We start from the raw sequence: 25,250 nt of genomic DNA, 5'->3' as shown, positions 1-25,250 counted from the left end.
GCACCGGCCCGGCCCCCGGGCGTCCCGCGGCGCAGGTCACCAGGGGAAGGTCTGCTCCCCGCGGCGGAAGGTCCCGCTGGGGCCGCCGTCCGGCAGGGTGGCCGCGTCCGCGATGTCCCGGGCGGCCTCCTCGGCGGTGCGCTGCGCCTGCGGCATCATGCGGGTCCTGACCGGGCCGGGGTTGACGGAGTTGACCAGCACCCCGGAGCCCTCGGTCTGGGCGGCGAGCATCTGGGTGAGCCCGTTGACCGCCGTCTTCGACACCGAGTAGCCGGGGCTCGCGGTGAACAGGCCGTGGCTGAAGGAGCCGGTGCCGCTGGAGACGAAGACCACCCGGCCCCAGCCGCGCCGCACCATGTCCGGGACGAAGGCCTGCGCTACCCGCCAGCTGCCGATCAGGTTGACGGCGAAGGTGCGCTGCACCAGGTCGAGGGAGACGCTCAGCGGGTCGCTGCCGACGTCCAGCAGCACCCCGGCGTTGGAGACCAGCACGTCGACCGGGCCGATGTCCTCCGCGGCCCGCTTGACGCTCTCGGTGTCGGTCACGTCCAGCGCGTGCGCGGACGCGCCGGCCCCGAGTTCGGCGGCCGCCGCGAGGGCCGCGTCGCCGTCCCGCGCGGTGAGCACCACCCGCAGGCCCCGGCCGAGCAGTTCGGCGGCGACCGCGCGGCCGAGCCCGCGGTTGGCTCCGGTGATCAACGCTGTCCGCTCAATGGTCACTGCGTCCTCCTGGCATCGGGCCGCGGTTGCCGCCGGCTCTCCTGGCGCGGATGCTGACCGGTTGGTCTCAAGCCCGGCACGAGCCGCGACGGACACCGTGGAGCGTCGAGTCACCTATGCGTTTGTCACCCCCTGGAGGCCGCGATGACGGCGTTGTCACCCGCACCACCGAGGGACGCCGAGGAGCTGGCCCGGGCGATCGCCCGGGACGGCGTGGAGTTCCTGCTGGTCATGTTCGTCAACCTGTACGGAAAGCCCTGCGCGAAGCTGGCCCCGGTGCGGACGCTGGACCAGCTGCTGACCGACGGGCTGGGCTTCGCCGGCAACGCGGCGGACGGTCTGGGCCAGTCGTCGGCCGACCCCGACGTCGTCGCGATCCCCGACGTCACCTCGTACGTCAGGGCTCCCCTGCAGGACGGCCTGGGCATCATCCAGTGCGATCTGTACGTCGAGGGGCAGCCCTGGCCGTACGCCCCCCGGCACATCCTGCGCAACCAGCTGCGGCTGCTCGCCGAACAGGGCCGGCAGCTGAAGGTCGGCGCGGAGCCCGAGTACTTCCTGGTGCGGCGGGCCGAGGACGGTTCGATCAGCGTCGCCGACGAGCTCGACACCGCCGACTCGCCCTGCTACGACGCCAACGCCGCCACCCGCGCCTTCGACCACCTGTCCACCATCAGCCGGTCGCTGGACCAGCTGGGCTGGGAGAACTACTCCAACGACCACGAGGACGCCAACGGCCAGTTCGAGCACAACTTCGGCTACGCGGACGCGCTGCGCACCGCCGACCGGGTAATCGTCTTCCGGCACCTGGCGAAGATGGCCGCCCACCGGGCGGGTCTGATCGCGACCTTCATGCCGAAGCCGTTCACCGACCTCACCGGCAGCGGGCTGCACCTGCACGTGTCGCTGTGGGAGGGCGAGCGGTCGCTGTTCGACGACACCGCCGACCCGCGCGGGCTGAACACCTCGCGGCTGGGTTACGGCTTCATCGCCGGGCTGCTGCAGCACGCGCCCGGTCTGATGGCGCTGACCTGCCCCACCGTCAACTCCTACAAGCGGCTCGGCGCCGGCGCCGATACCCTGTCCCGGTCGAGTTGGGCGCCCGGTTACGCCAGCTACGGCGGCAACAACCGCACCCACCTGGTCCGCATCCCGGACACCGGGCGGATCGAGGTGCGCTGCGTGGACGGCGCGGCCAACCCGTACCTGGCCATCGCCGGCATCGCCGCGGCGGGCGCCGACGGGGTCGCGCGCGGCGCCGACCCGGGCGACCCGGTCGCCCGCGACCTGGAGGCCGCCGCCCCCGCCGGGCTGCGCCCGCTGCCGCCCACCCTGCTGCACGCGGTGGACGAGCTGGTCGCCGACGGGGTGCTGCGCGAGGGGCTCGGCAAGGTGCCGAACGGGGCCTACGCGGACTACTACGCCGACGCGAAGCGGGCGGAGTTCGCGCGCTACCACCGGGAGGTCACCGACTGGGAGCTGCGCCGCTACCTGCAGAGCTGAGGACGCGGCTCAGTCCCGCGGGACCTCCTCGATCCACGAGGTCCCGCGGGATCCGTCCGTCCGGGTCCACTCCTCCCGCAGCCGCACCCGCCCGCCGGGCAGCGGCTCGGGGGTGCTCAGCACGCTGCCGCACACCACCCGGCCGTCGTCCAGCACCTGGCTGTAGGCCGCGGTGAGGACGCCGTCGGGCCCGGCCGTACCGACCAGCCGGCCCAGGCGCACCGCGCCGCCGGAGAACTCCGCCCACACCAGGTCGCCGCTCTGGTGGTAGTGCCCGGTGGGCGTCGCGTCCCCGGCGGCGGTCTCCGCCGCCTGCGAGCGGAAGACCCGTCCGTCGTAGCTCACCGGGCGCTGCCGGGGGCGACGTTGTAGTTGGAGCGGAAGAAGTTGTCCGGGTCCAGCCGGCGCTTGAGGGCCGCGAGCCGGCCGTACGCCTCGGGCCCGAAGGTGCGCAGCGCCCGGTCGGCGGCGGGTGCGACGCTGTCGCCGACGTAGTTGATGTAGCCGTCACCCCAGCGGCCGTGCGGCTCCGCGGCGGCGGCGACGGATTTGGCCCACGCGGTCTGCTGCGCGTCGGCCTCCGGGTGCGCGGGGTCCCAGATCGCCATGCCGGTGACGTTGAAGGCCGCGTCGCGGAACGGGACGGCGCTCCCGGCGGAGGAGGCCCTGCGCACCGCGCCGTTGATGGGCTCCAGCAGCACCGTGTCGTTGAACGGGTCGGTGATCCGCGCCTCCTGGAAGCGCGCGGCGACGGTGTCCACCAGGTCGTCGGGCAGGCCGTCGACCAGCCGGGCGCTCCAGTAGTGGCGCAGCCCGAACGGCAGCCGCCCCAGGCACAGCTGCATGGAGACGTAGCTGCGGTGCTCGATCCGCCAGTCGAGGACGTCGATCCTGCGCAGCGTCTTGTCGAGGGTGGCGCGGTACTCCTCGTCGTCGCCCGCGTAGCAGACGCTCATCACGGCCGCGGGCCCCTGGCCGGGGCCGTAGCGCTCCAGGAGCATCGTGCAGGTGAGGTCGTCGGGCGCTTCCAGCATGAGGTCGCGGAAGAGCCGGACGGCGGCGCCCGGGTCGCTGCCCGGGTAGGCCACGTAGCCGCCGTAGACCCGCTCGACGGGGTGCAGCCGGAAGGTGAACTCGGTGACGGCCCCGAAGTTGTGGCCGGCGCCGCGCAGCGCCCAGTCCAGTTCGGGGTCGGTGTGCGGGCTGACGTGCAGCCGCTCGCCGTCGGCGGTGACCAGGACGTACGACTCGACGTTGTCGCAGGCCAGTCCGTGGCGGCCCATGAGGTGGCCGATGCCGCCGCCGAGGGTGAGGCCGCCGACGCCGGTGTCGTCGAACGTGCCGCCGGTGCTGGCCAGCCCGAACCCGGTGGTGGCCAGGTCGAAGTCGGCCCAGGTGGAGCCGCCGCCGGTGCGGGCGAGGCGCTCGACGGGGTCGACCGCGGTCCGGTTCAGCAGCCGCAGGTCGATGACGAGTCCGTCGTCGAGCGAGCCGGAGCCGGCGATGTTGTGGCCGCCGCCGCGGATCGTGGTCGGCAGGCCGGCGTCGCGGGCGGCCCGGACGGCGCCCTGCACCTCGGCGGTGTCGGCCGGCAGGCAGATCAGCCGCGGCCGGTGGTCGTGCATCCCGTTGAACAGCTGCCGCACCCGGTCGTACGCGGGATGGCCGGGGGCGATCACCCGGTCCGGGCAGACGGCCTCCAGGGCGCTGCGCGCGTGGTCGGTCATGAACGCTCCCCCTCGGTGATCGGGATCGGTGCCAGCAGTTCGCCCGCCGCCGCGGACGAGGCGGCGAGCGCGGTCTTCGCGGCTCCGCCGCTGCCTCCGGTGAACGTGAACAGGCCGCTCGGGTAGGGCAGCGCCGCGCGCAGGGCGAGCCGGCCCTCGGGGGCGTAGGCCTCGGACATGGCGGTGAAGTGGTGCGGCGGGTTGAGCGCCAGGCCGGGCAGCCGCAGCGCGGCGGCCTCCCGCACGGCGCGCTCCTCGCGGTCGAGGAAGACCCGCTGGCCGGGGTCGGTGTCCCAGCGGTCGGTGGGCAGTCCCAGCAGCATCCGGCCGGGGCCCGCCGGGCGCCCGTACAGTCCGCTGGTCTCGTCGACGAAGGGCGGCGGGTGGTCGCCCGCCGTGGCGTACAGGGCGCACTGGATGACCTTGGTGCGCAGCTGCGGGGCGGGCAGGCCCAGCCGGGTCAGCAGCCGGCCGGTCCAGCCGCCGGCGGCGAGCACCACCAGGTCGGCCGTGCCGCGCCCGGCGCCGGTGCGGTAGCCGAGCTCGCCGCCCTCCGGCCGGTCGAGCGCCCGCAGGTCGGTGCTGTCCAGCACCCCGCCGCGGGCGGCGAAGTCGGCGCGCGCGCCGTGCCGCAGCGCGTCCGGCGAGATGTACCCGGCGTGCCGTTCCAGCACCGCCGCCGTCTGCTCGGGCAGCCCGCCGAAGCCGTACCGGGCGACCAGTTCGCGGCGGTCGAGGATCAGCACGGAACCGGGCAGGCTGCGGTCCACGTCGATCAGCCGGCGCAGCGGCGGAGCGGCGTGCAGCAGGTACAGCGAGCCGGTCTCCTGGTACTGCGACCATTCGCGCAGCAGCGCGCTGGCGCGCAGTTCCTGCAGGCTGCGCGCGGCCAGTTCGGCGGCCTGCGGGTCGGCCTCGAAGCCGCGCACGAGGCCGCCGGAGACCGCGGTGGAGTCCCGGGTGCCGGGCGCTCCGGTGACCAGGGTGACGCGTACGCCGGGGTGGCGCACCAGCCGCCAGGCGAGCAGCATGCCGGCGAGTCCGCCGCCGACCACGCAGACCCTCATGTCCCGGCCGCCGATCCGCCGCCCGTCAGGACGTCCAGCAGGCTGCCCGGCGGGCCGCCGGAGCCGCCGAGCAGGCAGCGGGCGGCGAGCGCGCTGTCGAACGTCCGCAGGGTCAGGGCCTGTTCGGCGCGGGCGAGCTCGGCGGGGTCGGGGCCGCCGCCCGCGCCCAGGTCCCAGCCGGCCGTGGCGGCGCGGTACCGCGCCCAGGTGAAGTTCGTGGCGTGCGGCGCGGGCCGGTCCCAGCTGAGGAACGCGCGCACCGCCCGGGGGTCCTCCTGCCGCAGCAGCTCGTGGGCCCAGACGGCGTGGCCGCGGCTGGTGGAGAACTTCGCCCCGTCGAGCCGGTAGAACTCGTTGACGACGAGCCCGCCGTGCACGCGCTGCGGTACCCCGGCGGCGGTGAACAGCGCGGGGAACAGGGCGAGGTAGTAGAACGCGTTGTCCAGCCCGAGGAAGGTCCACACGGAGTCGACGCCGTCCCACGCCTTGACGTGCTCGGCGAGTCCGGTGGCGGCCGGCTGCAGTTGCCGGCCGATGGTGTGCAGATAGCCCAGGCCCATCTCGGCCCACACGTCGACGCGCTGGCCGGGGAAGCCGTCCGCCTCGATGCCCCAGTCGGTGGGGTAGCTGAACGGCACGGTCGGCAGCGGCCCGTCGAGCAGCCGCGCGACGAGTTCCCGGGCCCGGGGCGGCAGGGCGGCCCGGTACCAGACGTCCCGCAGCACCTCCCGGTACTCCTCCAGGCGCAGGACGGGTCCGGTCACCGTCCGCGTCTCGGTCGCGGGCTCGCCGCAGCGGGTGCAGCTGGGTTCGACCAGCGCGTCGGCGGGCGTGTAGCTGCCGCACCCCTCGCAGGTGCCGCCGCCGGACGGGCCGTCGCAGTGCGCGCAGCGCCCGCTGACGTAGGCGTGGTGGGCGATGCCGGGGCAGTTCGCGCAGACCGGGGTCCGCCACTCCTCCACCGGCAGCGTGCCGGCCTCCACCAGCTCGCCGAGGAACCCGGCGACCGCCGAGCGGTACTCCGGGTCGTCCAGCGGCTCGGTGAAGCCGTCGTGGCCGACGCCGACGCGGTCGAACACCTCGCGGATCAGCGCGGCGTAGCGGTCGCGCAGCTCGCGGACGCCGGTGTCCTCCTGGCGGGCCTTGGCCAGGACGTAGTTCTGGTGGTCGTCGAGGCCGCACAGCGCGAGCACCCGCTCACCGCGGCGGCGGGCGGCGCGCACCGCGAGGTCGGCGGCCAGGTACGGCCCGGCGAGGTGGCCCAGGTGCAGCGGGCCGTTCGGGGTGGGCGGCGGCGACAGGACGACGGTGGTGCCGGGTTCGCGGTCAGCGGGCATCGGCCGCCGCCGCCTGCTCGGGCTCCGTCCCGGTGGCGGCGGGGCCGTCCGGCAGCCAGTAGATGCTGAGGATCCGCACCGGCTCGTCGCCCGCCGTGATCACATGGCGGTCGCCCGGCGTGAGCAGGATCGCGCTGCCCGCGGGGGCCGCGGTGTCCTCGCCGTTCACCGTGAAGACGGCGTCGCCGCCGACGACCACGGCGAGTTCGACCTCGGGGTGGTGGTCCAGCACGCTGCGCGAGTTGGCGGGAACCTGGCACCACATGGCGCTGAAGGGCAGCCCGGCCGCGGCCGCGTACTGCTCCCAGCGTCCGATGTGGATGCCGTACTCGCTCGTGAGGGCCGAGTCGTCGATGCTGAACTTCTGCACAGGAGTTCTCCCTACGCGCGGGCATGGATCTCTCGGCGCCATCGTCACGCGCGGGGCTCGAAGGGCCCTCAAGGGGAGGTTGGCGGCCGTCGCGCGGCGTGTCACCATCTACCGCCATGACCCCTCAGACGCAGGTCGGCGAGCGCCCGGTCGAGTACCGGCCGCGCGCCCTGAGCACCCTGGCCCCGGAGTCGGAGCACGGCTGGACCGTCAAGCGCTACACCGTCTCGTCGTTCCGCGACGTGCCGGCGCCGGACGTCCTGGAGTTCGCGCGGCGCGGTGTGCGGCTGTCGCTGCCGGACCCGTACCCCGACCTCCCGTCGCACGCGTTCAGCGTCGTGCACGAGGACGAGGACGCCTGCTACGTGGTGGTGGGCTGGTGGAGCCGCAACCGGCTGATCCTGCACACCCGCACCTGGCTCGCCGACTGGGACGCGCTGGCCGCGCCCGTCGAGGCGCCCGCGTACGCCACCGCGTGCATCTGGGAGATGGCCGCGATGGCGCACGAACGGGACGCCTGGGTGCGCCATGTGGTGGCCCCGGAGCGGCCGGACTTCCCGGCCTATCTGGCCTCGGCCGTCTCCGGACCCCACTGACCGGACCGGCCGCCGCTACCCGACGGCGCAGCCCTGGTACGCCCCGACGTTCGGGGATCCGGACGGGACGGGGTTGCCGAAGTAGTCCCGGCCGCCGTTGTCCGCGACCGGTGCGCCGGTGTGCAGCGCCGGCGAGCCGGTGCGCAGCCGGTAGCCGGCGGTGTCGGTGCGCGAGTGCGCGGTGCCCGGTGCGGTCAGCAGCGGATCACCCGTCAGCGGGTCGGCGCCCAGCGGCGATCCCACGGCCACGTTGTGGTACAGGTTGTGGCTGTAGGTGCTGGACGCGTCGCTGATCACCGATCCGGCGGGGCTGCCGACGAAGATGTTGTCGGTCAGCTGCATCGTCGAGGCGCCGTAGACCTGGATCAGGTTCGCGGCGGTCGGCGCGTAGACGGTGTTGTTGTAGATCTTCGTGCCGGGCTCGTCCCCGCAGGGGCTGGTGATGACGCCGAAGAACCCGTCCCCGCGGTCGTTCTGGCTGATGTTGTAGCGGACCACGCCGCCGCTCGCGCTGACGCCCGACGGGCAGATGAACAGGAAGCCCGCGCCGTTGTCGTGGCTGTAGTTGTACTGGTAGAGCGTGTCCGTGCTGCCGCCTTCCAGGTCGAAGGCCATGCCGGGGCTGACGCCTCCGGAGACCTCGTTGAACTGGAACACCGCCCGGTCGGAGTTCCACGCGTAGGCACCGACGTTGTAGTCGGTCGAGCGGGTGTTGTACCCCGCGACGGTGTTGCGCTGCACGAGGGTGTCCACACCGTTGACGACCATGATGCCGTCGCCGCCGGTGTCACTGACGCGGTTCCCCTCGATGAGGACGCGGGTGTTCGGCACGAACTGCGTGCCCGGACCCGTCGGGTTGGTCGCCCGGCGCTGCCAGTGCGAGGCGATGCCGATGCCCGCCCGGTCCACGTGGGTGACCCGGTTGCCCGTCACGCGGATGTCGTCGAAGCCGGTCGGTACCGCGGCGCCGCCCGCGGAGAACACGATGCCGCCGCTGGTGTCGTTGTCGCGGCAGTCGCAGCCGTTGACGTCGTGCACGGTCAGGTTGTCGAGCGTGTAGTGCCGGCCCGTCCCGTAGTCGTCCAGCAGCACGTACACCCCGACGCGCTGCTGGGTCGCCGCGGGCGCGGGACCGGTGTTCGTGACGTCGAGGTGGCGCAGGACGTACCCCTCGACGTTGTGCAGGAAGACGGCCGAAGTGGCGCCCTGGCCATCGATCCGGGCGGCCGAACCTGATCCGTAGGTGTTGACCGTGATCGGATGTTGTGCCGTTCCCGAGCCGCGCGGGGTGAGCGTGCCCCCGCAGCTGGTGCCGGCCTTGAAGCGGATGGTGTCCCCGGGGTGCAGCACCGTGGCGTTGACCTTGGACAGGCTGCGCCAGGCAGTGGTGGTGCTGCTTCCGGCAGCGCTGTCGCTGCCGGCCGCGCAGTCCACGTATCGCGTGGTCCCGGTGGCGCCCGCGGACGCGGGTGCCGCCATCGCGAAGAGCAGGACCGCGGTGAAACAGGCGCCGGTGAGTGTCCGCACCGGCTTGATTCTGGTCATTTCCAACCCCCATTCGAGCCACTGACTGGCCGGATCCTTGCGGTGGTTGCTCGAGCTGCGCTCAAGCCCCTACCGGGACCATGGCCGCCCCGGTTCGTTACGAACTGCCGCCGATGTACGGAGGTGCCCCACCATGACCCGTAGACGCACAGAGGCGTCAGGTCGCCGGCTGCGGTGGCTGGTGCCACTGCTGCTCGTCCTCGGATGGCTACTGGTGAGCGGTGCGACCGGATCGTTCGAGGGCAAGCTCGGCGACGTGGTCACCAACGACGGCGCCGCCTACCTGCCCGCCAAGGCCGAGTCCGTGCACGCCGACAAGCAGCAGGCCCAGTTCTCCGACAACAAGACCTATCCCGCGGTCGTCGTCTACGAGCGCGCGTCCGGCATCACCGCCGCCGATCAGCGGGCGGTCGCCTCGGACGCCGCCGCGGCGGCGAAGCTGAAGGGTGTGACGGGGCAGGTCAGCCCCGTCACACTGGCCAAGGACGGACGGTCGCTGCAGTTCACCGTCCCGCTGGTCAACCAGATCGACCCGGTCACGGACGCGGTGAAGGCACTGCGCGCCAGTGCCGACAGCCATCCCGGACTGACCGGCCACGTGACCGGCCTCGGCGGCATGTACGCCGACTTCGGCGGCGCCTTCAGCAGCATCGACGGCCAACTGCTGGTGGTCGCCGTCGGGCTGGTGATCCTGGTCCTGGTGCTCGTCTACCGCAGTCCCACGCTGCCCGTCCTGGTCCTGCTGGGCATCGCCTTCGCGTCGGGGGTGGCCGCCGCCGTGGTCTACGGGCTGACCCGGCACGGCGGCCTCACGCTGACCGGCCAGAGCCAGGGCGTGCTCTCGGTGCTCGTCGTCGGCGCGACGACGGACTACTCGCTGCTGCTCGTCAGCCGCTACCAGGAGGAGCTGCGCAGGACCGAGAGCAAGTACGACGCGCTGGCCACCGCCTGGCGGGCGGTGCTCAAGCCGGTGCTCGCCTCCGGCGGCACCGTCATCCTGGGCACCTTGTGCCTGCTGTTCAGCAACCTCAACAGCAACCGCAGCATGGGTCCGGTGGCCGCGGTCGGCATCGCCGCCTCCCTGCTGGCCGCGCTCACCTTCGTGCCGGCGGCGCTCGCGCTGCTGGGCCGCGGCGCGTTCTGGCCCTTCCGCCCCGCCTTCGGCACCGCCGAGCGCACCGGCGAAGGGGTGTGGGGCAGGGTCGCCGGCCTGGTCGGCCGCCGGCCGCGCCGCATCTGGATCACCGCGGGCCTGCTGCTGGTGCTGGCCGCGGCCTTCACCACGCAGTTCCGGGCCGACGGGCTCTCGGTGTCGGAGAACTTCACCAAGAAGCCCGACTCGGTGCACGGCCAGCGGGTGCTCAACGCCCACTTCCCGGGCGGCTCGGGCGTCCCGGTCACCATCATCACCAAGGCCGCCACGGCCGAGCAGGTGGCCGCCGCGGCCCGCGGTGTCCCCGGCATCACCTCGGTGACCCGGCTGCCCAAGGAGGTCGGCGGCTACACGGAGCTCGACGCCGTGCTGGCCACCACCCCCGACGCGCCGGCCGCCGTCGACGCGGTCAAGCACCTGCGGGACGTGGTCCACGCGGTGCCCGGCTCCGACTCCAAGGTCGGCGGCTTCACCGCCACCTCGATCGACACCCGGGTCGGCGGGGTCCGCGACTTCAAGGTCGTCGTCCCGCTGGTGCTGATCGCGATCCTGATCGTCCTCGCCCTGCTGCTGCGGTCGCTCATCGCCCCGCTGCTGCTGATCGCCACCGTGGTGCTGTCGTACGCGGCCAGCATGGGGGTGGCGGCCCTGGTGTTCAACCACGTCTTCCACTTCGCCAACGCGGATCCCTCGGTACCGCTGATGGGCTTCGTCTTCCTGGTGGCGTTCGGCGTGGACTACAACATCTTCCTGATGCACCGGGTCAGGGAGGAGGCCCTGCTGCACGGCACGCGCGAGGGGACGCTCTTCGCGCTCCGGCGCACCGGCGGGGTCATCACCTCGGCCGGCGTGGTGCTGGCGGCGACGTTCGCGGCCCTGGCGGTCGTGCCGATGGTGGCCATGGCCGAGCAGGCCTTCATCGTCGCGTTCGGTGTGCTGCTGGACACCATCGTCGTACGGTCGCTGCTGGTGCCGGCCCTGACGCTGGAACTCGGCGACCGCGCGTGGTGGCCGTCGAAGGCCGTCTTCGGCACCCCGGCCCCGGCGACCCGTGCCGGGCGGGCCGAGCCCGAGCGGGAGCCGCAGCCCGCGGGCTGAGCCGCCCGCGCGATCCCTCCGCGCACAGCGGTGAGCCCCCGGGTCCTGATCCAGGACCCGGGGGCTCACTTCGTTGCGGGCGACCCGCGCTGTCAGGCGGGCTTGCGGGCGACGATCAGGGTGTCGTAGTCGCTCAGCGGGGAGACCTCGATGCCGGTGAAGCCGGCGTGCTCGGCGTAGCCGGTCACCTCGGCGGCCGGGTACTCGGAGCCGCCGTCGGTCACCAGCAGCATGTCGAGGCTGATCACCAGGTTCTCGGCGTGCTCCGGCTCGTCGTCGAGCATCCGGTCGTAGACCAGCAGCGCACCACCGGGCAGCACCGCGTCGTAGGCCTTGTGGACCAGGTAGCTGCGCTGGCTGGGGTCCCAGTCGTGCAGGACGTGGCCCAGGACCACCACTTCGGCCTGCGGCAGCGGGTCGTCGAAGAAGCTGCCGCCGTGGAACTCGACCTTGCCGGTCAGGCCCAGTTCGGTGGCGAGCTCCGCGGCGAGCGGCGCCATCGCCGGCAGGTCGAAGACGTGCCCGGCCAGGTGCGGCTGGGCGCGGACGATCTGCGAGCAGAGGTTGCCGCGCGCGCCGCCGACGTCCAGGACCGAGGAGAAGCCGGACCAGTCGAAGGCCTTGACCAGTTCGGCGCCGAGGACGTTGGTGAAGGCGTCCATGCTGCCGACGAACTGGCGCAGGATCGCCGGGTTCTGCGTGACCTGCTCGAAGTCGCTGCCGGACTGCTGCTTGCCGGTCCGCAGGGCTTCTTCGAGCCGGCCCCAGGCCGGGTACAGGTTGCGGCTGGACCGCAGCAGGAAGCCGCCGATGTAGGCGTCCCCTCCGCGGACCAGGTGCCGGGCGGTGCCGGAGGAGTTGCGGTACGCGCCGCCCTCGGCGCGCTCCAGCACCTGAAGGGCCACGAGCAGGTCGAGGAAGTCACTCAGTCCCCGGCCGTGCAGGGACAGCAGTTCCTTCACCTCGTCGGCGGTCGCCTTGCCGCCCGGTGCCTGCTGCAGCTGCGTGAACAGATCGAGTTCCACGGCGGTGAGCAGGGCCTTGGCATCGCAGAACGCGTTGCCGAGCCGGAGGATCCCGGCGGCCGTGCTGACGTCCGGGGGATTGGTCGTCATCGGGCGGACTCCTTCCTGGACGCCTGGCTCCCAGGCGCCGGTGCCATCGCGTGAACTTCGCAGTCCCGCATGGAGCTGACCTCGAAAGGGCCTCGAACCGCAGGCGGCGGGGCGGGCCCGACCCGGATGCCAGGCATCCTCGAGCCCAGGTCAGTACCCCTGACCCTGTGCCGCGGACAGTCCGCATGGCAGTGTTCCTGAGGGGATACACATGTATGACGTGAACATCCCTGTTCTCATCGTGGGAGCCGGGCCGGTCGGCCTGTCCACCGCCCTTTTCAGCGGCCGCCACGGGATCAGCACGATGCTGCTCGAGAAGCGGTCGGCCACCTCGACCCTGCCACGCGCTCCCGGCCTGCAGGCCAGGACCCTGGAGCTGTTCCGCGCCGCCGGGATCCGCGAGGAGATCCGGGCCCTGGAGATGGGTGACTCGCACCCGTTCTTCGAGGGCGGGATCATCCAGGTCGACACCTTCGCCGAGATCGACAAGGCCGTCGTCCTGGAGTCGCCCTCGCTGGACGGCCCCACCGTCAGCCCCGAGCGGGTGATGGGCTGCGGCCAGGACCGCTACGAGAAGGTCCTCGTCGACAAGGCGCGGGAGTTCGGCTCCGACATCCGCTTCGGTACCCGGCTGGTGGAGTTCACCCAGGACGACGAGGGCGTCACCGCCGTCGCCGAGGAACTCGACACCGGCAGGCGCTTCACCATCCGGGCCGGCTACCTGGTCGGCGGGGACGGCGCCAACAGCGCGGTACGCCAGCAGCTCGGCGTGGAACGCAGCGGCCGGGGCACCGTCTTCGACGCCCTGAGCATCTACTTCACCGCCCCGGAACTGGAGGCCATGCTCAAGGACCGCCCGTTCATCCTGTGCTACGCCAACGTGGGCGGGACCCTGATGGGGCTGTCCCGGCTGCACGGCTGCAACCCGTTCCTGGCCGCCCCGATCTACCACCCCGACCAGGGCGAGAAGCCCGAGGACTTCACCGACGAGCGCTGCGTCGAGATCGTCCGGGCGGCCTCCGGGCGGCCCGCGATGGACGTGGAGATCGTCGCGAAGGTCCCGTGGCAGGGCGCCCAGCTGGTCGCCGAGCGTTTCCGCACCGGGCGGGTCTTCCTCGCCGGGGACGCCGCGCACCTGCACCCGCCGGCCGGCGGCTTCGGCGCCAACACCGGCATCCACGACGCGCACAACCTGTCGTGGAAGCTGGCGGCGGTCATCAAGGGCTGGGCCGGGGACAGCCTCCTCGACACCTACCACGACGAGCGGCACGCGGTCGGCTCGGCCATGGCCGAGCAGGCGATGGTCCGCAACCGCATCCGGCACGGCTACGCCTCGGACGAGGACCGGGCGACGATGGTGGACGACATCATCATCACCCTCGGCTACCGGTACGTGTCCACGGCGATCAGCAGTGAGAAGCCGGGACCCGTCCTCACCCCGCACCTGGAACTCACCGGCGAGCCCGGCACCCGGGCACCGCACCTGTGGCTGGAGCGGGACGGTGCCACCCTCTCCACCATCGACCTGTTCTGGGACTCCTACGTGCTGCTCACCGACCCCGCCGGGGCCGCCTGGGCCACGGCGGCCACCCGCGCCGCGGAGGCGCTGGGAGTGCCCCTGAAGGCCCATGTGGTCGGCGCGGAAGCCGAGTTGCGGCCCTGTGACCGCGACGACCGCGACTTCCACAGCGTCTACGGGATCGAGCCCGGCGGCGCCGTACTGGTACGGCCGGACGCGTTCGTCACCTGGCGCTCGGACGGCTCGGCCCAGGACCCCGACGGCGTGCTCGGCGAGGTCCTCGCCCGCGCGGCGGGCCTGGAACCGGTCGCCGCACCTGCCGCGCACTGAGACCGCCGGGGGCGGCCCGTCGCACCTGACGCGACGGGCCGCCCCCGGCATTCCCACCGCGCGCACGGCGGGGCCGCGCACCACGGACAGCACAAGGCCGCGGCCCGGACTCCAGGTCCGGGCCGCGGCCTTTCGCGCGGGGGTGGAACGGCGGCGCGCCTCAGAGAGCCGCCTCCGCCAGCAGGCCGACCTGCTTGAGGTCCGCGGTGCACGGCAGCAGGATCAGCTCGTCGCAGCCGGCCCGCTCGTAGGCGCCCACGGCCTCGCGGATCTGCGCCGGGTCCACCAGCACCCCGGTGGAGGCCCGTTCCGCCTTCACGGTCACGAAGGAGTAGTAGTCGCGCAGGTAGCGGCCCGCCGTCGGTCCGGCGTCCGGGCCGAGGCAGGCGTACACCAGCGAGACCATCCGCGGCCGGTCGGTGCGGCCCGCCGCGGTCCACTCCTCCTTCGCGCGGCGCACCAGCTCGCCGTAGTCCGTGGCGGAGCTGCCACCGGCGATCCAGCCGGTGCCGTACTTCGCCGCACGGCGCATCGCGGCTCGCGAGTGGCCGCCGACCAGCAGCGGGATCCCGTCCGGGCGGCCCGGCCGCGGGCCGATGCCGGGCACCGGGCCCGCACCGTCCCAGGTGGCGCGCAGCTCCTCCAGGAGGGCGTCGAGCCGCGGTCCGCGTCCGGGGTAGTCCGCGCCGGTGGCGTGGTAGTCGTCCTCCCGGCCGCCGGCGGCGACCCCGAGGGTCAGCCGGCCGCCGGAGATCGCGTCGACGGTCGCCGCCTGCTTGGCGAGCAGCGCCGCCCCGCCGCGGTACCCGGCGATGAGGATGGTGCTGGCGAGCTTGATCCGGCTGGTGACCGCGGCGGCCGCGGCCAGCGAGACCAGCGGCTCGAAGTTGTCGTACACCAGCCGGTCCAGCACGCCGAGGCCGGCGAAGCCGGCCTGCTCGGCCTCGCGCGCCCAGGCGGGCAGTTCGGTCCCCGACTTGTCGGGCACGGTGGTGGGCAGACCCAGTCCGATGTCCACGTCACACACCGCCGTCCACGTTGAGCGTGGCGCCCGAGACGTACCGCGAGGTGTCGCCCGCCAGGAAGAGCACCGCGCCGGCGACGTCGTCCGGCTGGCAGATCCGGCCCAGCGCCGTCATCCCGACGATGCGCTCCACGGCCTCCGGCGGCAGCCCGGCGCCCGGTTCGGTCTCGGTGAGGCCGGGGGCGATGGTGTTGACGCGGATGGACCGCGGGCCGAGCTCCTTGCACAGCGCCCGGGTCAGCCCGATCAGCGCGGCCTTGGACGCGGTGTAGTGCACCCCGCGCACCCGGCCGCGCAGCGCGACGGACGACCCGATGTTGATCACCGAGGCGCCGTCCGCGAGCAGGTCGAGCACGGCCTGGGTCACCAGGTAGGCCGAGGTGACGTTGTGGTCGAGGACCCGGTGCCACTCGGTCTCCGGCAGCTCGCCGAACCAGACCTGGCCGTCCACGCCCACGTTGTTCACCAGCACGTCCAGCGTGCCGAACGCCTCCCGCACCTGTTCGGCGAGCCGGCGGACCTCGGGTCCGTCGGTGACGTCGGCCTGGAGCAGCAGATGGCCGTCGCCGAGCTCCTTCAGCTCCCGGGTGAGCGTTTCGGCGTCCTCCCCCGCGCCCCGTGAGACCACCGCGACGCGCGCTCCGGCGCGGGCGAGGGCCAGCGCCGAGGCGCGGCCGATCCCCCGGGTCCCGCCGGTGATCAGGACACGTTTGCCGGCCAGTCCCTGCTCCATCTCCTCCTCCTTCTGTGGGTCCTCAGTACGCGGCGTCGACCTCGTAGATGCCGAAGGGGACGGCGAGCCGGGTGTCGCGGTAGGGCCGCAGCGGCGCGGTGTCGCCGCGGTGCCCGGCCCCCTCCTCCCAGACGCGGAAGGCCGCCAGGTCCGCCCACCGGCTCACCACGACCACGGCGGTCGGGTCGACGGCGGACTGCAGCAGTTCGTTGCCGAGCATGCCCGGCACGTCGGCCAGCCGCTTGCTGACCAGGTGGTACGCCTCCCGCAGCCCGGCCCGCTCGGCCTCGTCGCGCACCTGGTGATGGATCATCACCAGCACTTCACCGGGCATGGGCGGCACCTTCGATGTGCTCCACCACCCGCATCGTGTCGAACGTGGCGGACGCCCGGTAGGCGTGCAGCCGCTCGCGGTGGGCGACGTGGGCCTTGCCGTCCTCGAAGGCGCGGAAGCCCTTCTCGTCGGTCCAGTCGCTGACGATGTAGTACGTGTCCTCGTCGGCGGTGCTGCGGGCCAGCCACTGGCCGATGTTGGCGGGGTGGCCGGTCACCGCGTCGGTGCCGCTGCGCCACTCCTGCTCGAACTCGGCCGCCAGGCCCGGCTTGATCGTCATCTCCAGCATCACCCGGAACGTCCCGCCGGCCATCAGGAGATCCCCCCGTCGACCGAGATCGTGGCGCCGGTGACGTACCGCGACAGGTCGCTGGCGAGCCAGAGGATGGCGCCGGCGACCTCGTCGGGCAGGCCGAGCCGGCCCAGCGCGGTCTTGTTGCTGTACCGCTCGACCAGCTGGTCCCGCGCCTCCTGCGGCAGGGCGTGCAGCGCCTCGGTCTCGATGACCCCGAGGGAGACGACGTTGATGCGGATGCCCTGCGAGCCGAGCTCCTTGGCGAGCGAGCGCGTGAGCCCGATCAGGGCCGACTTCGTCGCCGTGTAGTGCGCCCGCAGCGGTATGCCCGCCTCGGCGCCCTTGGAGCCGATGCTCACGATGGACGAGCCGGCGCCCAGCAGCGGCAGCGCGCCCTGGGTCACCAGGTGGGTGGAGGTGAGGTTGGTGGTGACGATGCGCTGCCACTCCTCGAACGGCAGCTTCGCGTACGGGATGTGGCTGATGGTGCCGGCGTTGTTGACCACCAGGTCGAGGTGGCCGTACAGGGTGCGGACCTGCTCCAGCAGCTCCGTGACCTGAGTGGGGTCGCCGACGTCGGCGCGCAGCACATGGTGGTCGCCGCCGATCTCCTTGAGCTCGCGCTCCAGGGTCGAGACGCGCTCGCCCTCCTGGAGGTAGCAGGTGATGACATCGACCCCGGCCCGGGCCAGCTCGAGCACGATGCCGCGCCCGACCCCCCGGGTACCACCGGTGACCAGCGCTTTCTTCCCTCGTAAACCGAGATCCATCGATATCCTCCTCAAAGAAGCGTGGCCAGCGCCGCGCAGTTGGACAGCAGGGCGAGCATGGTGATCACGCTGCGCCGCGTGTTCCACCGGCCCCACTGGCCGCGGCGCTGGGTCGCGTCGAAGCCGGCGGGCAGGTTGTCCGGGTCGACGGTGCGGATCCACCGGTTGACGGGGACGTTCTTGGCGAACGAGATGACCACGGTGCACAGCGCGAGCAGTGCCGCGGCGGTGAAACAGGTCCGTGCCCAGCCGTCACCGACGGTGGCGGCGAGCACGGCGTCGCCCAGCAGGGTGCCCAGGGTGCAGATGGGCATGTACGGGTCGTAGCGGCCGGAGAAGAACGCGTGCGTCCTGACGTAGCCCTCGTCGGGCAGTCCCGCGAGCAGCGGCCAGCCGCCGAGCAGCGTGCCGAGCATGCACCCGGCCGCCAGCCCGTTCATCAGCAGCACGAGAGGGATGAGCAGAGCGGTCACCGGTGACCTCCGCAGGTGCGTGCGCGGCTACTTCCCGAGGGAGGCGGCCTCGACCTTTTCCTTGATGAGCGCCATCTGGATGGCCGTGTTCCGGTTCAGGTGCGCGGTCATGCCGGCATCGTCGACGGGGGCCTGCGGCTTCATGTGGAAGTCCTGCACCCAGCGCATCCGCACGCCCTCGGGCGTCTCGGTGTACTCCCAGAAGATGTCCATGAACTCGAACGGGCCGGTCTCCACCCGGTGCGCCCGCACCGTGCGGGTGGCCGGGTCCGGGGTGCGCTCCGAGACCCAGCTCCACACCTGGCCGTCGTCGTCCGGGTGCATCGTCAGCCGGAACTTCACGGTCTCCCCGGAGTTCTCCAGGATCTCCGCCTTGGCGTACTCGCTGAACAGATCGGGCCAGTTCGGGACGTCGTTGGTGATGTCCCAGACCGTGTCGATCGGCGCGTTGATCACTATCTCGTTGTCCGTGTGCCCGGCCATCCCACTCTCCCTTGTCTCTCGCCTTCGTCCCGTTCCGCCGTCAGGAGGCGGAACGTCCCAGTACCAGGGCCGCGTTGAACCCGCCGTGTCCCCGGGCGAGGACCAGTGCGGTGCGCAGTGCGGCGGCCCGGGGCTCGCCGAGGACCAGGTCCAGGCCGTACCCGGGGACCGGTGCGTCCGGTCCGACGGTGTGCGGGATGACCTGGTCGCGCAGGGCCAGCGCGGCGGTCGCCACGTCCAGCGCCGCGCCGCCGCCGTACAGCCGCCCGGTCAGCGTCTTGGGCGCGGTGACCGGCACCCCGCGGGGTCCGAACACCGCCCGCAGCGCGGCGGCCTCGGCCGCGTCCTGCTCCGGTACGCCGGACGCGTCCGCGAAGACCACGTCCACGCCGTCGGGGGTCACCCCGGCGTCCGCGAGGGCCGCCTCCAGCGTGCGGCGCAGCGCCGGCGGGCGCTCCGAGCCGGGCGCCGGGTCGAAGCCCGCCGCGTAGCCGAGCACCTGGGCGTAGCCGCCGCCCGCGCCGCGGGCCGCCGCGTCCTCGGCCCGCTCCAGGATCAGCATCGCGCCGCCCTCGCCGGGCACGTAGCCGCTGGCGGCGGCGTCGAACGGCAGGTAGGCCCGGCCGGCGTCGGCGACGGTCGACAGGTTCCCGGTGCTGAGCTGGGCGGTCAGGCCGTACGGGCACAGCGAGGCGTCCGTACCGCCGGTGACCACCAGCCGGGAGGTGCCGCGCAGCAGCCGCCGGCTCTGCCCGACCGCGTCCAGGCCGCCGGCCTGCTCGCAGCAGAGCACCCCGCACGGGCCGCGCATGCCGTGCCGGATGGAGACCTGGCCGGTGGTCGCCGCGTAGAACCAGGCGATCGACTGGTAGGCGCCGACCCAGGACGGGTCGTGCTGGTACAGGTTCTCCATCTCGTGCTGGCCGAACTCGGTGCCCCCGGAGGAGGCCGCGGTGACCACGGCCATCTCGTACTCGGGCAGTTCGGCCGGCACGACCTTCGCGTCGGCCAGCGCCTCCGCGGCGGCGGCCAGCCCCAGGTGGGTCCACCGGTCGGTCTGGGTGATGAGCCGGCTGGGGACCTGCTCCTTGGTGTCGAAGTCCGCCACCTCGCCGGCCAGCTGGACGGGGTAGCTGCTGGGGTCGAAGCGGGTGATCCGCCCGATCGCCGGTTTCCCGGCCAGGACCGCTTCCCAGTGCTCGTCCACGGTCAGTCCGGTCGGCGCGGTGACGCCGAGTCCCGTGATCACCGGGGCGGCTTGCGTCGCGCTGCTCACCGTCAGCTCCTCTCGTACGGGACGGCGCCGGGCCTGGCCAGCACCATCGCGCTCTGGAAGCCGCCGAATCCGCTGCCCACGCTGAGCACCACGTCCATGGCGTGGTCCCGGGCGGTGACCGGCACGTAGTCCAGGTCGCACTCGGCGTCGGGGTTCTTCAGGTTGGCGGTGGGCGGGACGACCTGCCGGTCCAGCGCCAGCGCGCAGGCCGCGACCTCGATGGAGCCGATCGCTCCCAGCGAGTGCCCGACCATGGACTTGATGGAGCTGACGGGCACGTGGTAGGCGTGATCGCCGAGGCTCCGCTTGAACGCGGCCGTCTCGTGGCGGTCGTTCTGCTTGGTGCCGGACCCGTGCGCGTTGATGTAGCCGACGGCGGTGGGGTCGAGCTTCGCCTGGTCCAGGGCGACCCGGATGGCCTCGGCCATCTCGCGGCCCTCGGCCTTGAGTCCGGTCATGTGGAAGGCGTTGCTGCGGCCGGCGAAGCCGACGAACTCACCGTAGATCTTCGCGCCGCGCGCCTCGGCGGCCGACTTCTCCTCCAGGACGAGGACCGCGGAGCCCTCCGCCAGCACGAAGCCGTCGCGGTCCCGGTCGAACGGCCGGGAGGCGTGCTCCGGGTCGGCGTTGTTCGACGTGGTCGCGCGGATCGCGTCGAAGCAGGCGGCGGTGATCGGCGAGAGCGGGGCGTCGGTGGCCCCGGCCAGCACGACGTCGGCCGAGCCCTCCTCGATCAGCTGCACGCCGTGCCCGATCGAGTCCAGCCCCGAGGTGCAGCCGGTGGACACCAGCGCCACCGGCCCCTCGGCGCCGACCGCGTGGGCGACCTCCACGGCCAGGGTGCTGGGCACCATGTAGCCGTACAGATGCGGAACCCCGTAGGTGCTGTCGACGAGCCAGTGCTTGCCGCCGTCGCTGAGGGTGACGTACTCCTCCTCCAGGCCCATCGTGCAGCCGACCGCGCTGCCGATGGAGACCGCGACGCGCTCCGGCGGGAGCGCGGAGAGCTCCGCGCCGCTGTCCTGGAGCGCCTCGCGCGCACAGACCACCGCGAACTGCGCGGCCCGGTCCATCCGGCGGATCTGCTGGGGTGTCAGCCCGGCCGCGACCGGGTCGAAGTCCACTTCCGCGGCCACCTGGGAACGGAACGGCGCGGGATCGAAGAGCGTGATCCGCCGGGTGGCCGTGCGACCGGCGGAGAGCTGGTCCCAGAACCCCTCCCGGCCCACGCTTCCCGGTGCCAGGACGCCGATCCCGGTGACCACCGCACGACGGCTCACGGGGCGCCACCCACGTTCGGGTTGGGCGCCTGCGGGTTCGTCGGCAGTTCGGTGTCCACGTGCCCGAGGTCCGGGCGCGGGGCCAGCGGGGAGAGGTGGAAGGCGCAGTGCGCCGTGACCTCGCCGATGTTGACGAGCCGGTGGCGGACGCCGATGGGCACCAGCAGGGAGTCCCCCGCGCCCAGCTTCAGCGGCTCGCCGTCCAGCGTCATCTCGAGTTCGCCCTCGATGACGTGGATGAACTCCTCGGAGTACGGGTGGTAGTGCTCGGTCACGAACTCGGCGGGGTCCAGGTACATCACTCCGCCGAAGCCCGAGGTCGAGCCCGCCGTCACGGGGCTGAGCGTGACCCGGATGTCGCCTCCGCGCTTGCGGTTGGGCGACACCTCGTCCGCCGAGATCCGCACAGGCTGCGCGGTCATTGGATCCTCCCCTGCTCGGCCGTCCACACGTAGAAGGGCACCGCCATGGCGTCCTTGGGCTCTTTCCAGTTCGGGTCGTAGGGCGACACGCACTCCGCGAGCTTGCGGTTGATGTCGTCGTAGAGCGGGTGGCTGCGCGCCTTGTAGAGGCCGTCGGTAATGTCCTCGTCCGCCTCCACCAGGTGGAAGTACAAGTCATGGAAGGCGAAGAGGGTCCGTCGCGACACGCCAATCATGTGCGGCAGATCCGACGCGTCCGACTCCGCGAAGATCTTCGCGATGTCATCGGCCTTCCCCGGCCGCATCTTCGCCACGATCAAAGTCCGGTGCACCGTCGACCTCCTTCAGTACGAGTTGCTCGGACCAACAGCCGGAACCGTCACAGCACGCTCTAAAGACCTGCTCGAATCGGGCTGCACTTGGACCTGCGGGCGAACGCCCGGCGAACGGCCCGAAACGCGACAGCGCTCCGCGCGTCCCGCCGCAACGGGCGGGACGCGCGGAGCGCCTGCGGGAGAATCCGTCGGCCGTCAGAGCACGGTCACGACTTGGGCTCCAGGGTGTCCACGCTGAGCTGCAGGATGCTGCGCATGGACGCCTTGCGGAAGTACTCGCCGAACGCCTGCGGCGAGGAGGTGTCGCGCTCCTCCAGCAGGTACGGGGCCAGCCGGCTCTCCGCCGCGTGCACACCGGGCTGGGTGGCCATGTGCTTGCCCACCGCCGCCAGGTCGCCCTCGTAGTGGATGCAGCGGACCATGACGTCGTCCTTGATGAACAGCCCGGTGCCGAGGATGCGGCCGGCCTCCGTACCGTCGTCGGTCCGCAGGTCGGCGGTGTCCACCCGGTTGAAGTTCTCGAAGATCTTGGCGATCTCGTCCTCGTGCCCGGGCTTGACCCGGTAGACGATCGCTGCGTACGGCATGCGATTCCTCCCACAGATTCGATCTCGATAGCGGCCGGTCGCCCCAGCCGGCCGGTTGCGCTGTACCGATCAGTCGCGTCGCGGCGACCGTGCCCGCCCGGTGGTGGTCAGCGGCTCTGCGCCGGGCTGGTGTTGATCATCTTCAAGAGGATCCGCGGTGTCTCCGCCTCGACGACCGCGTCGTCCGAGAGGTCGATACTGCGTTCCCGCTTGATCACGCCGGTCACCTGGAGCAGCGCGAGCGAGTCGTAGCCGAGTTCCATGAAAGGGGTGTCCTGGACGTCGCCGTCGAGGTCGACACCGTCGGGCTCGCCCGCGCATTCGCGCAGCTTGGCGGTCAGCTCCTGCAGAGTGAAGTCACTCATCCGGTTTCCTCTCCTCACTGTCGTGAGCCCGCTGAAGGACCCGGACGGCAGCGTGCCCACCGCTCCTCCAGAAGGACTTGAGCCGGAGTGGGACGGGGCCGACGGGGCCGAGCGCTGCGCGACCGGCCTTCTAGCCGGGTTCGACGCGGCCCGGCGATGGTCGGGCGATCCAATGTCCGGTCACTCCAAGGAGGATCATGTGACGACGACCGGAGACCTGCCCGCCACCGCGGAAGTAAGCCCCGGGCCGCTGATCCGGCTCTCCATCGCGGACTGCGGGGCCAAGGTGCTGCAGGGCGCGGTGCGCGTGGGGGTTTTCACCGCCCTGGCGTCCGGCCCCGCCACGGAGTCCGAGATCCGGGAGCGCACCGGTCTGCACCCCCGGTTCGCCGCGGACTTCCTCGACGCTCTGGTCGGCCTGGGCCTGCTGGAGCGGGAGGACGGGGCGTACCGCAACTCCGCCCTGTCCACGGCCTATCTGGTGGAGGAGACCGAGAGTTACCTGGGCGGGTTCATCGAGCTGACCAACGAGACCCTCTACGACACCTGGGGGCGGCTGCCCGACGCGCTGATCAGCGGCGAGCCGCAGACCCTCGACCCGGACAAGGGCGGTTTCTTCGGCGACCGCCACGAGAACCCGGAGAAGATGAAGCGGTTCCTCAAGGGCCTGGACGCCTTCAGCGACCGCATGGGCACCGAGCTGGCCGCGGTCATCGACTGGGGCCCGATCTCCACCTTCACCGACCTCGGCGGCTCGCGCGGCAACCTGTCGTCGGTGCTGGCCCGCACCCACCGGCACCTGACGGGGGTCTGCTTCGACCTGCCGCGCACCCAGCCGCTCTTCGAGGAGCACATGGGCCGGCTCGGACTCACCGACCGGGTGGCGTTCCAGGGCGGCGACTTCTTCGCCGACCCGCTGCCGGGCACCGATGTCGTCGTCCTCGGCCACATCCTGCACGGCTTCGACAGCGAGCACAGCCTGACGCTGCTGCGGCGCATCCACGACAGCCTGCCCGCCGGCGGCCAGGTGCTCATCTACGACCGCATGATCGATGACGACCGGCGGGACTCCGACCGGCTGCTGAGCAGTCTGCACATGAAGCTGGTGAGCCAGAACGGCCAGGAGTACCGGGTCGGCGACTGCGTCCGGTGGCTGCGCGAGGCCGGCTTCGCCGAAGCCTCGGCACAGCCGCTGCTCAGCACCCACACCCTGGTGATCGGACGGAAGGGAGATCGCAGTGGCTGACGAGAACGTGCCGGTGCTCGTCATCGGCGGTGGCCTGACCGGACTTTCGGCGAGTGTCTTCCTGACCCACTTCGGGGTGCGCTCCCTGCTGGTGGAGCGGCACCCGGACACCTCCGGCCACCCCAAGGCGCGGGCCATCAACCCCCGCACCATGGAGATCTTCCGCGCGGTGGGCATGGAGGACGCCATCCGCGCCGAGGAGTCGCCGATCGCCGGGAACGACGTGCTGGTGCACGTGGAGACCCTCGCGGGGCCCGAGCGGGTCCGGATGCCCAGCGCGGCGCCCGAGGACCTCAGCCGGATCACCCCGGCCCGGTGGGCGATGATCGACCAGAACCAGCTGGAGCCGCTGCTGCGCAAGCAGGCGGTGGCGACCGGCGCCGAGGTGCGCTTCGGCACCCAGCTGGTGTCCCTGGAGGAGGACCTCGACGGGGTGCTCGCCACGGTGCACGACCGGTCGACCGGCGTCACCAGCACCATCCACGCCAACTACGTGATCGCCGCCGACGGCAGCCGCAGCCCGGTGCGGCGGATGCTGCGGGTGCCCGACCGGGGCCGCGGCACCATCACCAACCTGGTGAGCTTCTTCTTCCACGCCGACCTGAGTCAGGCCCTGGCCGGCCGCAAGGTCATCGCCGCGTACGTCAACAACCCGGTGGTGCGCGGCACGCTGATCCCCATCGACAACGAGAAGCGCTGGGTGTTCAACGTCTCCTTCTACCCCGAGCAGGGCGAGGGGCCGGAGGACTTCACCGAGCGGCGCTGCCTGGAGCTGCTGCGCAGCGCGGTCGGCATCGACGACCTGCCGGCGGAGATCGAGGACGGCAGGATGCTGCCGTGGGAGATCTCCATGCGGATCGCCGAGCAGTTCCGCGCGGGCCGGGTCTTCATCGCCGGCGACGCCGCGCACGTCATCCCGCCGACCGGCGCGTTCGGGGCGAGCACCGGCATCCAGGACGTGTACAACCTGTCCTGGAAGCTGTCCCTGGTGCTGGCCCGGGCCGCGGGCCCCGGCCTGCTGGACACGTACGGCACCGAACGCCGCCCGGTGGCGCTGGAGACCGCCCGGCAGGCGGGGCTGCGCTTCGCCGTCCGCGAGGGCAAGCGGCTGGAGGACGTCTCGGACGAGCTCGTCGACGAGACGACCATGACGTTCGGCTACCGCTACCGCTCGGGCGCCTTCTCCCCGCAGTTCGCCGAACCGGCGGGCCCGCTGCTGGAGGACCCGGACCACCCGTCCGCGCAGCCCGGGGCCCGGGCGCCGCACGTGCCCGTCCAGGCCAAGGACGGCCCGGAGATGTCCGTCGTGGACCTCTTCGGCCGCGGTTTCGTCCTGTTCACCACGGGCGAGGCCGACAGCCTGGCCGCCACCGCGGCCCAGACCGCCGGCCGGCTCGGCGTCGACCTGGTCGCCTACCGGGTGGGACCGGACGGCGACCTGACCGACCCCACCCTGACCGCCGAGGGACCCCGATGCTGCCCCCCCCCCCAGCCGCACCCCCCCCCCCCCCCCCCCCCCCCCCCCGCCCCCCCCCAAAACCCAAATC

27 protein-coding genes are annotated in these 25,250 nt (G+C 72.5%); 6 read left to right on the top strand and 21 right to left on the bottom strand.

The annotated features are described in order from the left end of the window. Nucleotides 1-36: 36 nt before the first annotated feature. Nucleotides 37-720 carry an SDR family NAD(P)-dependent oxidoreductase gene (locus tag ABZ721_RS38335; RefSeq protein ID WP_358793454.1) on the bottom strand — a complete coding sequence of 228 codons (684 nt, stop codon included), beginning with the start codon at nucleotides 718-720 and terminating at the stop codon, nucleotides 37-39. A 144-nt stretch (nucleotides 721-864) separates the two neighbouring features. On the opposite strand from ABZ721_RS38335, the gene glnT reads away from it, so the two are divergent. Continuing rightward, nucleotides 865-2,223 carry a type III glutamate--ammonia ligase gene (gene glnT, locus ABZ721_RS38330; RefSeq protein ID WP_358793453.1) on the top strand — a complete coding sequence of 453 codons (1,359 nt, stop codon included), beginning with the start codon at nucleotides 865-867 and terminating at the stop codon, nucleotides 2,221-2,223. Between the two features lie 9 nt (nucleotides 2,224-2,232). Here glnT and ABZ721_RS38325 read toward each other — a convergent pair whose 3' ends face one another. The 5 genes from ABZ721_RS38325 to ABZ721_RS38305 are packed head-to-tail and all read right to left on the bottom strand — an operon-like array spanning nucleotide 2,233 to nucleotide 6,724. Then, nucleotides 2,233-2,568 carry a hypothetical protein gene (locus ABZ721_RS38325; protein WP_358793452.1) on the bottom strand — a complete coding sequence of 112 codons (336 nt, stop codon included), beginning with the start codon at nucleotides 2,566-2,568 and terminating at the stop codon, nucleotides 2,233-2,235. Continuing rightward, on the bottom strand, nucleotides 2,565-3,950 hold the full coding sequence (locus tag ABZ721_RS38320; RefSeq protein ID WP_358793451.1) for an FAD-binding oxidoreductase: 1,386 nt from the start codon (nucleotides 3,948-3,950) through the stop codon (nucleotides 2,565-2,567). The genes ABZ721_RS38325 and ABZ721_RS38320 overlap by 4 nt, the downstream gene beginning before the upstream one ends. Further along, complete coding sequence (locus tag ABZ721_RS38315) at nucleotides 3,947-5,017, bottom strand: FAD-dependent oxidoreductase (RefSeq protein ID WP_358793450.1); 1,071 nt, start codon at nucleotides 5,015-5,017, stop codon at nucleotides 3,947-3,949. Before ABZ721_RS38315 ends, ABZ721_RS38320 begins: the two co-directional genes overlap by 4 nt. Further along, the gene (locus ABZ721_RS38310) at nucleotides 5,014-6,354 is read right to left on the bottom strand and encodes a class I tRNA ligase family protein (RefSeq protein WP_358793449.1); all 1,341 of its coding nucleotides are present in this window, start codon (nucleotides 6,352-6,354) and stop codon (nucleotides 5,014-5,016) included. Before ABZ721_RS38310 ends, ABZ721_RS38315 begins: the two co-directional genes overlap by 4 nt. Further along, on the bottom strand, nucleotides 6,344-6,724 hold the full coding sequence (locus ABZ721_RS38305) for a cupin domain-containing protein (protein WP_358793448.1): 381 nt from the start codon (nucleotides 6,722-6,724) through the stop codon (nucleotides 6,344-6,346). Before ABZ721_RS38305 ends, ABZ721_RS38310 begins: the two co-directional genes overlap by 11 nt. A gap of 116 nt (nucleotides 6,725-6,840) precedes the next feature. Here ABZ721_RS38305 and ABZ721_RS38300 point away from each other — a divergent pair, with 116 nt between their 5' ends. Then, nucleotides 6,841-7,320 carry a hypothetical protein gene (locus ABZ721_RS38300; protein ID WP_358793447.1) on the top strand — a complete coding sequence of 160 codons (480 nt, stop codon included), beginning with the start codon at nucleotides 6,841-6,843 and terminating at the stop codon, nucleotides 7,318-7,320. A gap of 15 nt (nucleotides 7,321-7,335) precedes the next feature. Here ABZ721_RS38300 and ABZ721_RS38295 read toward each other — a convergent pair whose 3' ends face one another. Beyond that, nucleotides 7,336-8,865: a right-handed parallel beta-helix repeat-containing protein gene (locus ABZ721_RS38295; protein WP_358793446.1), complete on the bottom strand. Its 1,530-nt coding sequence runs from the start codon at nucleotides 8,863-8,865 to the stop codon at nucleotides 7,336-7,338. A 133-nt stretch (nucleotides 8,866-8,998) separates the two neighbouring features. Here ABZ721_RS38295 and ABZ721_RS38290 point away from each other — a divergent pair, with 133 nt between their 5' ends. Further along, complete coding sequence (locus ABZ721_RS38290; RefSeq protein ID WP_358793445.1) at nucleotides 8,999-11,116, top strand: MMPL family transporter; 2,118 nt, start codon at nucleotides 8,999-9,001, stop codon at nucleotides 11,114-11,116. Nucleotides 11,117-11,208: 92 nt separating this feature from the next. Here the strand turns inward: ABZ721_RS38290 and ABZ721_RS38285 are convergent, their stop codons facing one another. Next, nucleotides 11,209-12,231: a methyltransferase gene (locus tag ABZ721_RS38285; protein ID WP_358793444.1), complete on the bottom strand. Its 1,023-nt coding sequence runs from the start codon at nucleotides 12,229-12,231 to the stop codon at nucleotides 11,209-11,211. A gap of 211 nt (nucleotides 12,232-12,442) precedes the next feature. Between ABZ721_RS38285 and ABZ721_RS38280 the strand changes: the two genes are divergently transcribed. Continuing rightward, entirely contained in the window at nucleotides 12,443-14,080 is a 1,638-nt protein-coding gene (locus ABZ721_RS38280; protein ID WP_358793443.1) for an FAD-dependent monooxygenase, read from the top strand. Nucleotides 14,081-14,240: 160 nt separating this feature from the next. Here the strand turns inward: ABZ721_RS38280 and ABZ721_RS38275 are convergent, their stop codons facing one another. The 13 genes from ABZ721_RS38275 to ABZ721_RS38215 all read right to left on the bottom strand — a co-directional run bounded on the left by ABZ721_RS38275 (nucleotide 14,241) and on the right by ABZ721_RS38215 (nucleotide 22,457). Next, nucleotides 14,241-15,098 (bottom strand): LLM class flavin-dependent oxidoreductase, encoded by an 858-nt coding sequence (locus tag ABZ721_RS38275; protein ID WP_358793442.1) that lies wholly within the window; start codon nucleotides 15,096-15,098, stop codon nucleotides 14,241-14,243. A gap of 1 nt (nucleotide 15,099) precedes the next feature. Continuing rightward, entirely contained in the window at nucleotides 15,100-15,837 is a 738-nt protein-coding gene (locus ABZ721_RS38270; RefSeq protein WP_358793441.1) for an SDR family oxidoreductase, read from the bottom strand. Between the two features lie 22 nt (nucleotides 15,838-15,859). Further along, nucleotides 15,860-16,171 (bottom strand): antibiotic biosynthesis monooxygenase, encoded by a 312-nt coding sequence (locus tag ABZ721_RS38265; RefSeq protein ID WP_358793440.1) that lies wholly within the window; start codon nucleotides 16,169-16,171, stop codon nucleotides 15,860-15,862. Next, nucleotides 16,161-16,484 (bottom strand): antibiotic biosynthesis monooxygenase family protein, encoded by a 324-nt coding sequence (locus ABZ721_RS38260; protein ID WP_358793439.1) that lies wholly within the window; start codon nucleotides 16,482-16,484, stop codon nucleotides 16,161-16,163. The genes ABZ721_RS38265 and ABZ721_RS38260 overlap by 11 nt, the downstream gene beginning before the upstream one ends. Beyond that, on the bottom strand, nucleotides 16,484-17,236 hold the full coding sequence (locus tag ABZ721_RS38255; RefSeq protein WP_358793438.1) for an SDR family oxidoreductase: 753 nt from the start codon (nucleotides 17,234-17,236) through the stop codon (nucleotides 16,484-16,486). Before ABZ721_RS38255 ends, ABZ721_RS38260 begins: the two co-directional genes overlap by 1 nt. An 11-nt stretch (nucleotides 17,237-17,247) precedes the next feature. After that, nucleotides 17,248-17,709, bottom strand: a complete 462-nt coding sequence (locus ABZ721_RS38250; protein ID WP_358793437.1) for a DUF1772 domain-containing protein — start codon at nucleotides 17,707-17,709, stop codon at nucleotides 17,248-17,250. A 27-nt stretch (nucleotides 17,710-17,736) separates the two neighbouring features. Beyond that, nucleotides 17,737-18,192, bottom strand: a complete 456-nt coding sequence (locus tag ABZ721_RS38245) for an SRPBCC family protein (protein ID WP_358793436.1) — start codon at nucleotides 18,190-18,192, stop codon at nucleotides 17,737-17,739. Nucleotides 18,193-18,232: 40 nt separating this feature from the next. Further along, on the bottom strand, nucleotides 18,233-19,468 hold the full coding sequence (locus ABZ721_RS38240; RefSeq protein ID WP_358793435.1) for a ketosynthase chain-length factor: 1,236 nt from the start codon (nucleotides 19,466-19,468) through the stop codon (nucleotides 18,233-18,235). A 2-nt stretch (nucleotides 19,469-19,470) separates the two neighbouring features. Next, entirely contained in the window at nucleotides 19,471-20,748 is a 1,278-nt protein-coding gene (locus ABZ721_RS38235) for a beta-ketoacyl-[acyl-carrier-protein] synthase family protein (protein ID WP_358793434.1), read from the bottom strand. Next, a complete protein-coding gene (locus ABZ721_RS38230) occupies nucleotides 20,745-21,170 on the bottom strand; it encodes a cupin domain-containing protein (RefSeq protein WP_269279879.1) in 426 nt (141 codons plus the stop codon). The genes ABZ721_RS38235 and ABZ721_RS38230 overlap by 4 nt, the downstream gene beginning before the upstream one ends. Continuing rightward, nucleotides 21,167-21,502 (bottom strand): TcmI family type II polyketide cyclase, encoded by a 336-nt coding sequence (locus ABZ721_RS38225; RefSeq protein ID WP_358793433.1) that lies wholly within the window; start codon nucleotides 21,500-21,502, stop codon nucleotides 21,167-21,169. Before ABZ721_RS38225 ends, ABZ721_RS38230 begins: the two co-directional genes overlap by 4 nt. 209 nt (nucleotides 21,503-21,711) lie before the next feature. Then, nucleotides 21,712-22,092, bottom strand: a complete 381-nt coding sequence (locus ABZ721_RS38220) for a SchA/CurD-like domain-containing protein (RefSeq protein WP_358793432.1) — start codon at nucleotides 22,090-22,092, stop codon at nucleotides 21,712-21,714. A gap of 107 nt (nucleotides 22,093-22,199) precedes the next feature. After that, the gene (locus ABZ721_RS38215; protein WP_250979196.1) at nucleotides 22,200-22,457 is read right to left on the bottom strand and encodes an acyl carrier protein; all 258 of its coding nucleotides are present in this window, start codon (nucleotides 22,455-22,457) and stop codon (nucleotides 22,200-22,202) included. Between the two features lie 199 nt (nucleotides 22,458-22,656). On the opposite strand from ABZ721_RS38215, the gene ABZ721_RS38210 reads away from it, so the two are divergent. Both ABZ721_RS38210 and ABZ721_RS38205 read left to right on the top strand, forming a co-directional pair. Continuing rightward, nucleotides 22,657-23,703 carry a methyltransferase gene (locus ABZ721_RS38210; protein ID WP_358793431.1) on the top strand — a complete coding sequence of 349 codons (1,047 nt, stop codon included), beginning with the start codon at nucleotides 22,657-22,659 and terminating at the stop codon, nucleotides 23,701-23,703. Next, a partial coding sequence (locus ABZ721_RS38205) for an FAD-dependent monooxygenase (protein WP_358793430.1) occupies nucleotides 23,696-25,250 on the top strand: 1,555 nt, incomplete at its 3' end. The genes ABZ721_RS38210 and ABZ721_RS38205, both read left to right, overlap by 8 nt.

This window comes from Streptomyces sp. NPDC006733 (assembly GCF_040636125.1).
In the GTDB taxonomy this organism is placed as follows: Bacteria; Actinomycetota; Actinomycetes; order Streptomycetales; family Streptomycetaceae; genus Actinacidiphila.
Note: the sequence above shows the minus strand (reverse complement) of the source record. Positions and strands in the feature narration are given on the sequence as shown.